This is a genomic window from Rhizobium sp. Leaf384, from assembly GCF_001424065.1.
In the GTDB taxonomy this organism is placed as follows: Bacteria; Pseudomonadota; Alphaproteobacteria; order Rhizobiales; family Rhizobiaceae; genus Ferranicluibacter.
The window spans coordinates 1,011,852-1,028,014 of the sequence record NZ_LMQE01000001.1 but is presented as its reverse complement, the minus strand read 5'-3'; the positions used below and the strand labels follow the sequence as shown (position 1 = coordinate 1,028,014).

Below are 16,163 nucleotides of genomic sequence, written 5' to 3'. Positions count from 1 at the left end.
GCCGACTAAGCTCCGGTAGCACCCATGCGTCTCGCTCAACTGTGCTAAACAGTAGCAAAATCGACACAGGCATGGTCGGCACTGTTTGCTGTAAAACAGCCAATTCAGCAAGTCGTGTCAGCGCAGTGTGATCAGAATGACCTCTCTAATAGCCAAATTTAAGCAGCCGGAACTTCCGCTTTTTATTGGTCATGTATTTTTCATTTTTTTCATCAGGGCATCGTTGAGATCGCTGCAGACTTCGTGATAATAACTTGCCACGAACGGCTAAGTGGAAGCTGCGTATTCTGAAAGTGAGATGGGACGCTCACTAATGGCATCTGGGGAAGATTGTAAACTTCACGCATAATAAGTGAAGAAACAGATTCCTCGAATAGTTAAGTGTTTCAATTTTAGTGAAAGCGAATATATCTGCTTCATCTCGACGTATTCGGTCGATCCGGAACGAGATTTTGGCGGTATGGTCCGAGAGTAATTCTATCAATATTATAAGAATTACACATCAATGGATACCCAAGCATAATTCTCTCTGTGGAGCTCAAAATGACAGTCCATAAATTTACTGACTATATGAATGGCGCGGTTATTTTTACTCAAGGAGACGTCATCGAATTCGACTTGGGGGGGTCGGCAAGTGATTTTCGTTTTCATGAAGAAGATGGAAATGTCTTAATCAGCAGCGGTTGGGGGTCCTTGACATTGCTGGGAGCAACCGTTGTCGATTTCAACTCAGCCAATTTTTCCTTCAGCGACGGAAGCCTTGCGCTATTTGAAGGTGATGGTTCACCCTTATCAGGCGGCACCGGCAGCGACTATCTTGATCTGCGGCAGCACGCAGAACTTGCAGCTTCAGCAGGTGATGGCGATGATGTCATTTACGTGGGAAATGCCCTTTCCTCGGGCGACATGATCGTTGGCGGCAACGGTGTGGATGAACTCATCGTCGATGGCGTATACGGCGAGCAGCTTAATCTTGCCTCTTCAACCATTGTCGGTATCGAAAAGATAGTCGTTGAACGCGATAGTTCGGTCTCTCTTTTGCTCGCAAATGAATCCGTCACGAGCGCTTTGGGAGGGTTGCTCACGGTAGATGGATCAGCCCTGTCAGAACAAGATTCGCTTGAGATTGATGGCAGTAACGTGACGGGAGGCTCGCTCAGTCTAATCGGAGGCTCCGGCCAGGACATCTTAACGGGCGGTGATAACGCGGATGCACTGTCGGGCGGCGATGGTGCCGATATCCTCAACGGCGGTGACGGCAATGATCTCCTGACTGGCGGCCTTGGAGGCGACATTCTCACCGGAGGCGCTGGCGACGACCGTTTTGTCATCGGCTTCGGGTTCCCTCGCGGGGAAAGCTCTGCGGCGGAGGAAAGTCTCTTTGACCACATTACCGATTTTCAGGGCGCCGGTTCCGCTGGAGGCGATCTGATTGACCTTCCTTCCTTCTGGGGCGGGTTGCCGCTTGTATTTGCGGGTAAATGGGATTTCGAATGGTCGAACACTGGCGATAGTGGCGTCCAAATGAACCCAGATTGGGTCGGAGATGGAATGATCGACGTCATCTGGCGTCAACTTGGCTCGGATGTGCAGGTGTGGCTCGACGCCAATGACGATGGTCAATTCAGCGAAGGTGACATGTTCGTCGTGTTGGAGAACATATCTGCCCTCAGTAGAGAAGATTTCGTCGATAATTTTGTCGCCTGGCGTGGAACGGTCGGGGACGACTCGCCTCAGTTTGACGGTCGCGATGATATCGCTTACGGCCTTGACGGCAACGACACCCTGTCAGGCGGCGATGGCAATGACAGCCTTTATGGCGGCACGGGCAACGACACGCTGGATGGCGAGGCCGGCGACGACATGATAGTTGGCGGCGACGGCATGGTTGAGGTCGAACTGATAATCTACGGCCTTGACGGCAACGACACCCTGTCAGGCGGCGATGGCAATGACAGCCTTTATGGCGGCACGGGCAACGACACGCTGGATGGCGAGGCCGGCGACGACATGATAGTTGGCGGCGACGGCAACGACGTCCTCAACGGCGGCGATGGCCAGGACTTCATCGTCGGCGAACGCGGCAATGACACCCTCAACGGCGGTAACGACGCAGACGAGCTCTATGCTTCCTACTGGGACACGGACGACGTCGATTCCATCAACACCCTCAATGGTGAGGCCGGCGACGATCGACTCCACGGGAGCGAAGGCAAGGATACGCTCAATGGTGGTGCCGACAACGACACCCTCTATGGCGGCAACAACGACGACACCCTTAACGGCAATGATGGTGCCGACCAGCTTTATGGCGACAGCGGCAATGACGTGCTGAATGGTGGCGCTGGCCGACCGAATGTATGGTGGTGACGGCGATGACACCTATAACACCCTCAATGGTGAGGCCGGCGACGATCGACTCCACGGTAGCGAAGGCAAGGATACGCTCAATGGTGGTGCCGACAACGACACCCTCTATGGCGGCAACAACGACGACACCCTTAACGGCAATGATGGTGCCGACCAGCTTTATGGCGACAGCGGCAATGACGTGCTGAATGGTGGCGCTGGCGACGATATCATCCAAGGCGGCATAGGCCAGGATACGATGACGGGCGGTAGTGGGGCCGACCGCTTCCATGTATATGATCAAGACACATCTTTTGCAGTTCCGGACACCATTACCGACTTCAGTTCCAGCGAAGGCGACAAGATCTCACTTGGTTACAGCTCCCAGCCGCTGGTCTTCCGCGGCGAACTGCCACAAGGTTTCTCCTTTGCGACCGGCTCGGAGCTTACCGGCAGCGAGGACATTGGCCATGGCTTCCGCCAGGTTTGGTGGACCCGCACCGCAACCGGCATTGCGCTGATCATCGACAGCAATGATGACTTTGAGCTGTCAGGTGCCGACTCCGTTGTCTATCTCGACGGCCTCACCGACTTGCAGGCCTCCGACTTCGTCGACGGCACCTTCAAGGTCCTGACCGGCACCACCGGTGACGACACCAATGCCGAACTTTCCGGACCGGTCACTTCCGAAGACGATACCATCTACGGCCTTGACGGCAACGACACCCTGTCAGGCGGCGATGGCAATGACAGCCTTTATGGCGGCACGGGCAACGACACGCTGGATGGCGAGGCCGGCGACNNTAACGACGCAGACGAGCTCTATGCTTCCTACTGGGACACGGACGACGTCGATTCCATCAACACCCTCAATGGTGAGGCCGGCGACGATCGACTCCACGGKAGCGAAGGCAAGGATACGCTCAATGGTGGTGCCGACAACGACACCCTCTATGGCGGCAACAACGACGACACCCTTAACGGCAATGATGGTGCCGACCAGCTTTATGGCGACAGCGGCAATGACGTGCTCGACGGCGGGTCGCAGGCCGACCGAATGTATGGTGGTGACGGCGATGACACCTATCGTGTCGATGTCGCCGGAGACATTGTTACGGAATATGAGGATCAGGGAACTGACACGGTCAGAACGAATCTGACCTATAGCTTGGGCGAAAATGTCGAAAATCTTATCCTTGGCGGCTCCTCTGCGGTCAACGGAACCGGCAACGCTTTGAACAACATAATCACCGGCAACGGCGCGGCGAACAAGCTGATTGGTGGTGCGGGCAACGACGAAATGAATGCGGAGAATGGCGCGGACGAACTGACGGGCGGCGCTGGCAACGACAAGTTCATCGGTGGTGCTGGCACCGATATAGCTGTCTATGCAGGAGACAAAGCTTCCTACGTTGTTTCGCTGATGAACAACGGTGCGTATCAGGTGGTCGATCAACGGTCCGGGAACGTCAATGAGGGCATAGATATCGTTTCCGGTGTCGAGCTTCTTCGCTTCGCAGACGGGACGGTCGCGATTGATGACGTCGTACAGGATTTGGCGCCCGTTTTAGTAGCACTGTCGAACAATAAAATTGCCGAAAATGCGCCGGCGAACACCACCGTCGGCACGTTCTCGGCTACCGATCCGGAAGGCAAGGCTCTGACGTACAGCTTGACGGATACGGCTGGTGGCATCTTCAAGCTCTCCGGCAACAAGCTGGTCACGACGAAGGCTCTGGACTACGAGGTGCTGAAATCCGATCAATTTCTGAAAATGCGCCGGCGAACACCACCGTCGGCACGTTCTCGGCGACCGATCCGGAAGGCAAGGCTCTGACGTACAGCTTGACGGATACGGCTGGTGGCATCTTCAAGCTCTCCGGCAACAAGCTGGTCACGACGAAGGCTCTGGACTACGAGGTGCTGAAATCCGATACGGTCACCATCGCAGTTTCCGACGGGACCAACACGACAACCAAGACGTTCACGATCGACGTGACGGACGTGAACGAGGCGCCTGTATCTATAGCCCTTTCGAACGCCACAATTTCTGAAAATGCGCCGGCGAACACCACCGTCGGCACGTTCTCGGCGACCGATCCGGAAGGCAAGGCTCTGACGTACAGCTTGACGGATACGGCTGGTGGCATCTTCAAGCTCTCCGGCAACAAGCTGGTCACGACGAAGGCTCTGGACTACGAGGTGCTGAAATCCGATACGGTCACCATCGCRGTTTCCGACGGGACCAACACGACAACCAAGACGTTCACGATCGACGTGACGGACGTGAACGAGGCGCCTTTGTCAATTGCTTTGGATGGCAGCGAGGTCGCCGAGAACGCGAAAGTCGGTACAGTTGTCGGTGTGCTTTCGGCAATCGACCCCGAAGGCAAGGCACTGAACTACAAGCTTTTGGATACAGCCGATGGTCTGTTCAAAATGTCCGGCAACAAGGTGGTCGTCGCAAAGGCTGCGGACTATGAGTCTGTTCAGACGGACACAATCAAGATCGAAATTAAAGATGATGGCGGCAATGTCACCACTAAGACGTTTGCTATCGATATACTCGACCAGATGGAAACCATCACCGGCACCAACAAATCGGAAACCATTACCGGCAAGCTAGGCGCTGACAAGATCCTAGGCCTGGATGGAAGCGACATCTTAAATGGCGGAGACGGCAACGACTATCTGTCCGGCGGAAATGGCGCCGACAAACTCTACGGCGGCAAAGGAGCGGACGATCTTTATGGCGGCCTAGGTGCGGATAGATTTATCTTCAAAGCACCGGGTGACACACTGACTAGCGTCGGCGGTTGCGATACGATCTTCGACTTCTCCATCAAGGAGGGTGATCTTATAGATCTGTCGGCGGTCGATGCTTCATCGAAAACGTTTGGTGATCAGGTTTTCAGCTTCGTTGGCAGTGGTGCTTTCACCGGCAAGGCAGGCGAGCTTCGCTTCGAGCTGAAATCTTCGGATACCTATATCTACGCTGATACCAATGGAGACAAGAGAGCGGACTTTGCCATCCATCTAGACGACGCAGTTGCTCTGACAAGCGACTACTTCCTCCTCTGAAGGTAACGCTTACAGTCCGCTGTCGGCCCCCTCCGCATCAGCCTCTCAGGACTGCCGCCCGGCTCATCAGCTCGGCGGCGGATTCTTTTGTGCGCCGCCCCCACCCTCGGCTTCAATTTCTTTCAGAAACGCTTCAAGCGAGAACACGTCCTTTTTCGTTGATATCTCCTTCCACGAGGAATGGCAGCCAAGGTTTTCCAGGTGGCTTCGGACGTGAGGAGATAAGCGTGGATCTTTCGAGATTTGCTGTCGAACCTCGTTGAAGTAGCGCGTTCGGTCGCAGTGCAGCTTGAAGTGCATATCCATGATCGTCGCGTTCAAGTCAGGATCCGGATGCGCCTTCGGCCACGATATCGGTGGGATTATGATTGTTGCGCTCTGACCGCGGTCATATTTAGAACGCCTGCTTTTCAAGAGCGCTTCGAATTCGGCATGATACTCTTCGAAATGCTTACGAAGATTTGGATTCGCAGATAGCTGGTCTTCAAGCGCTACCGCCTTCTTGGCAATTTCCAATCCTGAGTCGATCACCTTCTTCTCGGTATCGAAGGTCTGTCTTGATGGCCCCAAGGCCTCCTGAATGGCTTTTTCCCTGGTAACGTGAGCATCGACATCGTCCATGAACTTTCCGAACGCGCTCATCGAGTTGGTAAAGGTCTTGGCGACCGATATCGGCGCTTCCTTCACGGCCACCTTCTGTGCTGGCCTGCCATTGGCGATGGCCGCCCTTACTCTGCTCACGGCGTCGGTTGGTCTCTGAAAGACGACCTTGGCCGGAATGCGCAGGACGGCAAAGCCCTTGGCTCTGAAGAACTCGTCCCTGATTCCATCACGCTCAATGGCCTCTGGAGAAGAATGCCACTCTGCGCCATCGACCTCGACGACAAGCCATTTGTTCACGAGGAAATCGAGCCGGTAAGGCTTGTATTCGGTCTGTATGTCTAGCTCGATCCCCGCGCCGACAAGAATGCCTTTCTCGGGTTTCAGGTCGTAGCCCTTGATCATCGCTTCGAGGAAAGCTGTCTCTGCAGGCGATTCACAGGCCGCCAAGAAATATTCGCGCCATTCGGGATCATCGGCGGTCACTGTCGACTGCCGGGTTCGGTACATGCTTTCGGGCGTTTCAGGCTCGGGATCCGGGAAAGCCTGGAAAGTGGTGTAGGCGAAAAACGCGGCGGCGATCCAGACTAGCGGAAATGCAAATCCCGCGAAGACCAGCACGGCAGTAATCGCGCCCCGAATGATGATCGCTTGTTTATGCGCGTCGTCCACGTCGCCTCCCAAAACTCCCCAAAGAGTTCTACCGCTACTTGTGACGGATGGCGAGATCCGTTCGTGGTCCTCTCTGACGGTCACTATTTGTTACGGCGGCACCTGCCTCGCCGAATTCGCACGCTGATTGATGCTCTGAAGAACTATGCACCCGAGAAGCGATTGAGCTTAGGGGGGCCTCGCCAGCAACGATTAGTGCACGAGCTGATAAGCACCCTCCCGCCTGCCTAGCTTGTTTTCGCATGTTTACGAGGGCAGCTTTGGGCCTATTTCAGACGTCAGCGGTTTGAACTTAGAAGTCAGCTTTCCGTGTTGTGTGTCCTAGCAGCCTACGGTCGGCTGCCGCCCCGTTGCGGTCATTGATCGCGGGTCCCCAGCCAATTTCCTATCCGCCTTCGAACGCGACGGATGGCCCAAGGAAGTGCGGCCGCGATCGCCCAACGTATTGAGAAGACGCCACTTTTCCCAAGGGGTGATGGTCCCCAATTTAGATCGAAAAATCGGTCCAAAATGACTTGCCTGGGCGCTTTGGATTCTCACATAATTTTAATGACTTAGTGTAAGAGCCCTGAAGTTCCCTCTGGTTTCCAATCGCGAGCGACCGCGGATGCCACCTTTGTGCCCTGGCTTTGGGCATCACTCAACTGGACGGTCTAACGGCAATAATTTCCGCTTTCAGGCCTTATGTTTGCGGCGAGGCGGCCAAAAGGCTCACGGCAATTTTGCGCCCTCATTTCGGTCGTTCGGCAAGCTCCTCTCCAATGTTGATAGCGAACATTGTCGGTCGGCCGATCGACAGAGTAAGGTAGTTGGATATCCCGCACATACGCAGCGAGCACTTATGTCGGTTACAAGGAAGAACCATTATATTCCCCAATGGCATCAGGAAAGGTTCTTTACTGCGGGCAGGAAGACGCACTGCCTGCTTGACCTGAAGCCACCTAGCTACATGGACCGGGACGGAACGGTGTCGAGCGGGCGCTGCCTGTTCAATTCACCCACGTCACGGGCGTTTGTCGAGCAGGACCTCTACTCGACATTCTTTGGAGTCGAGGTCGATGACGAGATCGAGAGAAAGCTTTTCGGTGACATCGACCGGCGGGGCGCCGACGCGATCCGTGCATTCTGCGGTGATGACCAGCGCGCCTGGCATGAACATTTCGAAGACCTTTTTGAATTTCTGGACATCCAGAAATTGCGGACGCCAAAGGGTCTCGCATGGCTACGCCAGCAGTATCCAGAGATTGGTCGGCTCGGCGAGATGTTGCCGAGCGTTGCCCAGAACCAATTGATGTCGGAGATGCAGAGTATCCGCATGCTCAACGTTACGGCTTGGACGACCGGGGTTCGGGAAATCGTCTCTGCAGAGCGGGTCGGTGTCAAGTTCATCCTCAGCGACCATCCGGTCACGGTCTACAACCATGCCATACCTCCGTCCGACGCGCGCAGCCGATACCCTCGAGATCCATCGACAGCTCTGAAGGGCTCGCAGACACTCTTCCCGCTGGGGCCGGATCACCTTCTGATCCTTACCAACCTTGAATACGCAAAGGACCCCGCGGTGCGGCCCGACGCGAAGAGGACGTTTGCGCGGACCTATCAGTCTACTATGGTATCGACGATCGAGTTCATCAAGACGCGGTACCTCACCGACGATCAGGTCGCCGAGGTGAACTTCGTGATCAAGGCCCGTGCAGACCGCTATGTCGCCGGGTCGCGCCGGGAGGACCTCTATCCCGAAAAAGTGGTGTCTAAGTCCTGGGCCGACCTTCGTGCAACGTTCCTGCCACCGGCGGATGAGCTCTACCGGTTCGGTGGCGAGATGTTTGCCAGTTTCGAAAACGGCGATTTCCACTATCAGGATGAGTTCGGCCGAACCGAAAAACCCAGGGGATGGCTGCTGAAAGTCGAGCCCAAGGCTCAGCCCCGGCCACGCGATTACTGTCCGTGTGGATCCGGGCAGCCGTTCGGAAATTGCTGCCGGGACAAGCCGGTACATCTGCGCATGTCGTGGACGCAGAAGAGTACCCGCGAGCGCAACGTGATGTTCATGGGCGCCCTGACCCGGCTCTTCGACCTGGAACGCAAGGACTGGGACACGGTCCGTCGCGAGATGACCGATGACAAGATCGCGCAGATGTATGGCCTGTACGAGGCCCTGTGGCCTCTCGAGACCGACCTGCTATCCCTCATGCCCAAGCCGGATGGCAAAATGCGTTCGGTCTATACAGGATCGCTCCATCCCAAATTGATCATGGAGTTCGCGCTGGGGGCGCCACTATACTTTGGTGAGGTCATCATCCAGAACCCATTCATGATCTCACGAACCCTACGGAAGGATAAGCGGCCGACGGAGCAACCCCGCCAATACCGTGGCGAAGCCCTCAAGACCCTGATGACTTTCATGCAGCTCATGCCGCTCGTTGAGGCCGGGCTGGTAACTCTGATCCCGGATCCGTGCGACTTCGATTTTCACCTCCGTGACCAGATGATGGCCATGGCTAGTACTCGCTCCCGGACTCTTGAATTCGGCCTGTCCGACGACGCGAGGCTTGAGGCGGTGATGCAAGAAGACATGCGCCGTATAATGCTCAACATGCCGAAGGAAACTCTTGTCAAGCGAATTCTGGAGACGCCCGGCGATAACGAGTCGATCGGGATAGATGCCCTCGTTGAGCACATTGAACAGATGAAGGTGGACGATATGCTGGCCATCCTGCAGAGCGACTCTCTCATGGACGGTGGCCAGTTCGAAGTGATGAAGATGGCCCCCAACTTCGAGATCGCGATGTACCTGGCGCAGGCGACCGGCGCGCAGATACTGACCGATAGTATCTTCCGCTGGAGAGAACTTCAGGCAGCGCTCGCCAGGCGGCATCTTGGAACCAAGCCTGCCCTGATCCAGTTGCAGCGCGAGATCGCATCGAGCCCAGTCGAATTTCCGGTAGGCCACCAGGCAATATTCCGAGTATTAGACGACCGGTCGTTTCGTGAGATGGAGTCGCTCTTTAGTGCCGCCTTCGCCTACACGGCTTCCCGTACCGCTGACAACCTGAAACCGAACTTCGAGGCGCAACTCGCCGCACGCTTCCGGCGGCAGCGGGATTCGATGAAATCCTTAATCGCCAGCACCAAGGCCCCCGCCGTCGCGGCGCGCCTTACGACCGCGTTTCGCCTGGGAGGCTTTCAAGACAATACCATCAATCGGCTGTTGCTGATGTCGAGTTCCGAGCACCATTTGCACTCCATTCCTATGGCGACGCTGATAGAGCGTTGGGATGCTGGCCCTCGAGCGGACAACGCGAAATCTTGGATACACTGAGCTCAGAGAATGGTAGGTCTAACGGCTGTTCTGACTTGCGCCGTACCGATAGCTGCCGGTCTGCTGGCGGCCTCATTGCTGTCATTTCCTGCGGGCCCCTAGCGCCGCACCCTCTCCGTCGTCTTTTGAATGTGGCCATTTAGCCCGCATATTCTCAATGATGCAGCCTAAGTTTCTTCGAAAGCACCGCTCTTTGGTGAGGGAGTTAGTCTCTAACTTGAAGCGCAAACTGGTCTAAGATAGTTCGCCTAGGGGGCCGAGATTCTCGCAAGATTTCAGGGTGTTAACGGAAAGGCACTGAAATCTCATCTATTTTCCCATCGCGAGCGACCTTTGGATGTCATCTTTGTGCCCTGGCTTTGGGCATCAGTCGACAGCATGGGCACGCGGCAATGAATTCCGCTTCCCGTCCCAGTTGCGGTGCCGCAACGGCCAGTTTTTCGATCTGCAGGATAAGGTTTGGCTTGGACACAGTGGTCTTCAGAAATCGAATACTATACAATTTCGTATCCGCCATCCCTTGAGAGTTCCGGGAGAGCGGCCCCTTCTCGCTTGAACATCGCGGCCATTGCATTTTCCAGCGGATTGACGGTTAAGCGGCGTGTATCGTCTTTCAGCATGGCCTGTAGTTGATCGGCGTCATCGTCCGTGTCGCCCATGGGCCATAGAACGCTTTTCGCCAGATTCCGCTTTTTCGTCATCAGGCTGTTCAAAAGGCAATCGAAGGAATGCTCTTGGAAGGCCGGGTGAATGGCCATCGGCATATGCACTGTTACTGGTTTCGTTTGGCCGATCCGATGCACACGATCATTGCACTGTTCCTCAACGGCAGGGTTCCACCAGCGCGATAGATGAATGACATGCGTCGCAGCGGTCAGAGTCAGACCGGTCCCCGCTGCTTTCGGCCCGAGGACGAGCAGATCAAACCCCCGATCATCGCCTAGGTGTCGCTGAAAGCGGTTGACGATTTCCTGACGCCTGTGGATCGGAGTGGAGCCGTTAATCAGATCGACCCGCTCCAGTCCGAAGACATGTTTCACCAGGCTAATGAAGCGGTGCTGCATCTGGACGTGTTCGATAAAGACAAGCGCGCGCTCACCTCTCCCCCGGATCGCTTCGAGCACGGCGAAGCAGGAAGAAAGGCGGGCAGACATCTCAATGAAGGCTTCGGCCTCCTCAGAGGCCGTAATAGCGGGATGGACCGAAACCGTACGGATATGGTGTAGCATCTTTAGGGCGCCGCCTCGGCTGCCTGTCGCGAGTTTCAAACGGGCATCTTCGTAAGTCCGCGATTGATGTTCGGGCATAAGTCGCGGCCGCAGAATCCTCCGCTTCATCGGCAGATCACGAGCGACGTCTTCCTTGAGACGGCGCCGCGCCATGGGTGGATGACCGTTCTTTCCACTGAACACGAGCTTGCTCAGTTCGCTCGTGTTTCCTTCGTCAGGGCTTTTGAATCGCGCCCGGAAATCGCGAAGTGTGCCGAGTGGTCCTGGAAACAGTTGCTCGAAGATGGCCCAGAGGTCGATAGTCGTATTTTCGATCGGGGTGCCGGTCAGGCCGATGTGGAAATCCGCGTTCACGGCGACACCGGCTTTCGCGCGCAGGCTGACTGGGTTCTTCAAGGCCTGAATTTCGTCGAACACCACCGCGCTGAAGGGGATGGCGCCCAGTGAATGCTGGTAGTTCGTGAGCGTCGTATAGGTCGTCAGCACCCAGAAGTCATGTCCGCGGCCCTGGCGGATCGCATCTTCCAGAAAGCCGAGTTCGAGAAGAGATTCGCCGGAATCTGTATCCATTCCCCGCGCGCCGGTTTTCTTCAAGGCGCCTGTCGCACTGCCATAGAGGCGCACGAGGTGGCCGAGGCCGCCCGTCCCAATGTGATTTTCAACCTCCATCTCCCAATTCTCGAGCAGGGATGTCGGCGCCACAACGAGAACCGGGCCGGAAGGTTGTCTCGATGCGGCTGCATTGGCCCGAAGCCAGCAAAGAAATGCGATGGTCTGGAGAGTCTTGCCCAGTCCCTGCTCGTCAGCATTCAGAATTCCGGGTAGCCCCGTCTGCCAGGCTTCGATCTGCCAGTTGAGGCCTTCGACCTGATGCGCCTTCAATGGCGTCCGGATGACAGCCGGCACAGTGGGCGGCAAGACCGCCGTCCGGGGTTTGATGGCCTGCGTCCACTTCAGGCTTTCATAATTGTCTTCGGTCTCCAGGATAACAGGTCCCTCATTGGTCCCGTCCGCACTATCGGTGTCGACTGGCTCCTCGGTTGGGGCACTGAGCGTCTCAGCTTCTAGTTGTTCTCTCTGCCGCCGCACGGCATGTTCCGTTGCGGGTGTCGCGGCGATCGTCTCGCCGGCGAACTGGACTTCGGGCCGATCCGTTTCGATGGCCGAGGGAATGTCCCGCTCGAGCACTGCAAGCTGTTCGGCGGGCAAGCCGCGGATCACGCGCGCGGTCGCCTCGCCGAAGATTTCCGGTAACCAAGTCGTTCCGCTGGACTCGATGAGGTCAAGGTTGGGCCTGACGTAGACGGTTTTGCCGGTGACGCGTTCGGAATACTCACGAGTTTCGATCAGCACAGGCTCGGCACGGGAATCGATCAGTTCCTGTTCCTGCGCAGGAGATAGCCCCTCAAGCTGACCTCGCTTTCGCAGGTCTTCTTCTATGGCTTGGGAGATCAGGAGTCTTGGATTCTGAATGAAGGCGCGCCGGGCTTCATCTGGTGCGGATTTCATTCTCTGCATCACGTCTGGTGCCGGCGCCGCAGAGCGATTAACGACCAGATAGCTGCGCTCCCCCGTCCTGTAGGCGGGGATGGCGCCTTTCTCGTTGACGCGGCTCTGAAAAGCCTTCAACGACGCCCCAGACAGAAGACCTGCGCCTTCGCCAATGTCTCCAGTCCCGTCGGTAACAGTCTGTTGCTCGATCATCTGGCGCGAAAAGGGGACGATCTCGAAGTCCGCGCTGGCCTCGTCACCCACGGGAGAGAGCGAGAAAGCATCTGCCAACTGCACGTTCAAATCACGGAGGAAGTTCGAGAGCTCGAGCTTTGCGCTACTATCGTTTCCTGACGACTGAATGCCAGGCTGGATTGCGTTTCGAAACCGCGCCAGAACCTCCCAGTCCTGTTCAATGCTCCTGCCGCGAACTGATTTCTCCGCCACCTCCAAAGCTTCGAGCAACCAGAGAGGTAGCCGGCAGAGCCCCATCGTCGTTCCAAGGATCGCCCCCGTGCGTGACACCATCTCCTTGCGGGCATGACGAAGCCAGTCGAAGAGGGAGGACTTAACTATGATTGAAACGACCAAGACCGGCATCGCCGTCATTGAAGCAAGTGGAATGGTGACGATCACTTGATGCGCAAGAACGCGTCGGTCAGGCCGATGTTCGATATGCTATGCGATCTGCATTTCGGCAATACTCACGAATATGTCTACGAGATGGTCGCAACGACGCCGGCTCTCACGAACGCGATCATGCGCATGGCATGGGACACAGATATTTCGACCATCTATCTTGCCTGTCATGGCAATCGTGACGGTCTGAAACTTCATGGCGAGGAGACCTTCATTGACCGGCGAAAGCTGAGCAAGATGTTGTTGGAGGGCAGCACGAAACGATCATTGACCGGGATTTATCTGGGTGCTTGCGAATTCGGTACGAAGGAGCTCGCAACATATCTTCTCGATCGCGATCCGCAGCTTCGCTGGGTGGCCGGTTATCAGAACCCTTCGGACTTCATTGATGGCACAGCCCTCGACGTCATGTTCTTTAACAGGTGGTTCACGGCGATCACCGATGACCCGGACGCCCGGCCCCGCCAGATTGCAAAACAGGTTGCTGCCTATCTAAAAGAAACCTGCCGAGGGCTGATAAACACACCCGCCGAAAACAATTACGGGCTCGACGATGAGGACGCACCGGGCATGGGGCTGTCTATCTTCGTTCGTGCGCAGGGTCCCTCCGGCAAAATCGTTGATCTGCTTCGCGACGGCGAGTAAACGCACTAGGATGCTCCTCTCTTTGTGAGTCATGTGGCAAGAATGACAGAACCAACGCCGTGGCTCGACATCATCCCAGATATCCACGGGGACATCGACCGGCTCCGCCGGACGCTGGCGCAGCTCGGCTATGCCGACCGGTCGGGAAGCTGGCGGCACCCCGAAGGGCGCGTGGCGGCCTTCCTCGGTGACTTCATCGACGGCGGGACGGCGAATGCGGCCGTGATCGACACCGTGAGGCGCATGGAGCGGGACGGGTCCGCCATCGCCATCATGGGCAATCATGAACTCAATGCCTTGCTCTACCACACGCCCGGCCGCTGCGCCGGCCCGGATCAAAGCGGGTTCATGAGGGCGCATACGGCGAAGAACACCGCTCAGCACGCGACCTTTCTGGCCGAGTTTCCCCTCGGAAGCCGTGAGACGCAGGACGTTCTCGACTGGTTTTTGACGCTGCCGCTCTTCCTCGACCTGCCCGGCTTGCGGCTGGTCCATGCCTATTGGGACGACGCTCGTATCGCGACCATCACGGATCGCCTGCCGGACGGGCGCCTGCGCAGACAGGATCTGCAGGAGCTGGCCTTCGAGGACGCGCCCACGACCTTTGCCGACGCTGTTCTGTCGATCCTCAAGGGCCCTGAGGCAGAGCTGCCGGAAGGCGCATTCTTCCACGACCTCAAGGGTCATCGCCGAACATCGGCACGGCTGCGGTGGTGGAAAGCGGGCGAGCGAAGCTGGAAGAGGGCAGCCCTCTCCATTCCGCCCGATCAGCACCTCCCGGACCTGCCCGTGCCCGAAAGCACCGCCATCCGCTTTTATGACCGTTCGGTCAAGCCGGTCTTCTTCGGCCACTACAAGATGCACGGAACGCCGACGCTGGACGCCCCCAACGCGGCCTGCCTCGATTACCCCAGCACCCCCTGCGCCTACCGCTGGGATGGAGAGCTGGAGCTTCGCGAGGATCATCTTTTGGTGTTCAACGGTCATGTACACGATGCCGAACGTGCCTGAGCAGCCGCGTGACCACGTCAGGCGCTCTCTCGAAGGTCCTTCTGATCAATGGCAGAAAACTGGCGGTTCCGATGAAGGTGAGAAGTGCGGAAATAAATTCCGCCATCATCCCTTGAAGACGGTGTCACGATGATGCCGCAGAAACTGTGAATGCGGCCGGTCTTCAAACCGATCTGGCAAGATCAAGCGTAGATCAGGATTGATCAGCCTTCGCGCCGTATCCGGGACAGATCCGTCGGCTATGAGAATGCTGTAGTCGTCGTCGACTGAAATCAGCCCTCTATCGAACATCCAGTGCACCGTCGCGGACAAAGCAATGCCGTTGCGGACACTATCAGGGCCGTTGTCGGCAACAGGACGGATGTGCGCAGCCTCGACTTCGGAGCGACCGCCGCCGTTGATGAGTTTGAGGCCAGTGACGGCGCAGGTGTCGCGGTACGCGGTCTTGATCGCGGCGGAGAATGCACGGTCCCTGAACGGCCTCTGCACGACTTGGGATATGAGCCGGCGTTGCGTGAATTCGGGCTCATAGGCGACTTGGTTCTGCTCGCGAAACCCGTCATTCGCCTGCTCGGCAGGATCAGGAACCGGCCGAGTCCGGTCTTTGGCGCCGAGGACATGGGCAAAGCCTGCAGCCAGGATCAGATCGTATTCGGTTTCGGACATGGTGCGCACCGCGCGACCGAAAGCACCTTTGTTCGTCGAGCCATCGGCCTTTTGAAGCCCGCTTTCATAGTAGTGACTGCCGTCCTTGAACGGCACGTCATGATCGAACGGAAGAAAATCCTCGATGAGGGCGTAGAAGTGGTCCGCTTTAGACGGATCTGGGATGATGGAAGCTATGCGTGCCGTTGCGAAGTAAGCCTGTTTGCCTCCTGTGCGCATCAGGTCGCCGCTCGGACGCCGTGGTTCGTAATAGACAATCCAGTCCGACAGAGCGGCCTCGACCTGACGGAGAGATACGTCCTTGGGAAATGATAGCGCTGCTCAGGCAGGTCGTCATAGGTCGGATCGATTTTCGTCGTCAGTACCGCTTTCGTCATCGCGCCGTCTCCTGCCCTGAAGCGGTCTACCAGGCGCGAAGATGTGGCGAAATAGCAATCCTCAGCATCGCAGGGGCGGTA

The 16,163-nt window shown here is 56.8% G+C and carries 8 protein-coding genes; 5 read left to right on the top strand and 3 right to left on the bottom strand.

The genetic code is table 11. From position 1 onward, the window contains the following. Positions 1–543: 543 nt before the first annotated feature. Entirely contained in the window at positions 544–2,370 is a 1,827-nt protein-coding gene (locus ASG25_RS22585; protein WP_156466860.1) for a calcium-binding protein, read from the top strand. A gap of 1,734 nt (positions 2,371–4,104) precedes the next feature. Further along, positions 4,105–5,430 (top strand): cadherin domain-containing protein, encoded by a 1,326-nt coding sequence (locus tag ASG25_RS04700; RefSeq protein ID WP_348271263.1) that lies wholly within the window; start codon positions 4,105–4,107, stop codon positions 5,428–5,430. Positions 5,431–5,496: 66 nt separating this feature from the next. On the opposite strand, the gene ASG25_RS04695 is transcribed toward ASG25_RS04700, so the two are convergent. Next, positions 5,497–6,702 carry a DUF559 domain-containing protein gene (locus tag ASG25_RS04695; RefSeq protein ID WP_062469874.1) on the bottom strand — a complete coding sequence of 402 codons (1,206 nt, stop codon included), beginning with the start codon at positions 6,700–6,702 and terminating at the stop codon, positions 5,497–5,499. A 607-nt stretch (positions 6,703–7,309) separates the two neighbouring features. Here ASG25_RS04695 and ASG25_RS04690 point away from each other — a divergent pair. Further along, positions 7,310–10,024 carry a DUF4238 domain-containing protein gene (locus ASG25_RS04690; protein ID WP_348271262.1) on the top strand — a complete coding sequence of 905 codons (2,715 nt, stop codon included), beginning with the start codon at positions 7,310–7,312 and terminating at the stop codon, positions 10,022–10,024. 494 nt (positions 10,025–10,518) lie between these two features. Here the strand turns inward: ASG25_RS04690 and ASG25_RS04685 are convergent, their stop codons facing one another. Continuing rightward, a complete protein-coding gene (locus tag ASG25_RS04685; protein WP_156379826.1) occupies positions 10,519–13,380 on the bottom strand; it encodes a DEAD/DEAH box helicase in 2,862 nt (953 codons plus the stop codon). 3 nt (positions 13,381–13,383) lie between these two features. On the opposite strand from ASG25_RS04685, the gene ASG25_RS04680 reads away from it, so the two are divergent. Continuing rightward, positions 13,384–14,028 (top strand): hypothetical protein, encoded by a 645-nt coding sequence (locus ASG25_RS04680; protein ID WP_062469864.1) that lies wholly within the window; start codon positions 13,384–13,386, stop codon positions 14,026–14,028. Between the two features lie 42 nt (positions 14,029–14,070). Continuing rightward, positions 14,071–15,039, top strand: coding sequence for a metallophosphoesterase (locus ASG25_RS04675; RefSeq protein WP_062469861.1), 969 nt, complete (start codon positions 14,071–14,073; stop codon positions 15,037–15,039). 105 nt (positions 15,040–15,144) lie between these two features. Here ASG25_RS04675 and ASG25_RS04670 read toward each other — a convergent pair whose 3' ends face one another. Beyond that, entirely contained in the window at positions 15,145–15,924 is a 780-nt protein-coding gene (locus ASG25_RS04670) for an HNH endonuclease (protein ID WP_244479313.1), read from the bottom strand. Between the last annotated feature and the right edge of the window lie 239 nt (positions 15,925–16,163).

What these genes read in the sequence shown, in the direction of transcription:
- ASG25_RS04675 (WP_062469861.1), top strand. Translation starts at nt 14,071, where the DNA reads ATGACAGAACCAACGCCGTGGCTCGACATCATCCCAGATATCCACGGG.
- ASG25_RS04670 (WP_244479313.1), bottom strand. Translation starts at nt 15,924, where the DNA reads ATGCGCACAGGAGGCAAACAGGCTTACTTCGCAACGGCACGCATAGCT.
- ASG25_RS04690 (WP_348271262.1), top strand. Translation starts at nt 7,310, where the DNA reads ATGCCACCTTTGTGCCCTGGCTTTGGGCATCACTCAACTGGACGGTCT.
- ASG25_RS04680 (WP_062469864.1), top strand. Translation starts at nt 13,384, where the DNA reads ATGCGCAAGAACGCGTCGGTCAGGCCGATGTTCGATATGCTATGCGAT.
- ASG25_RS22585 (WP_156466860.1), top strand. Translation starts at nt 544, where the DNA reads ATGACAGTCCATAAATTTACTGACTATATGAATGGCGCGGTTATTTTT.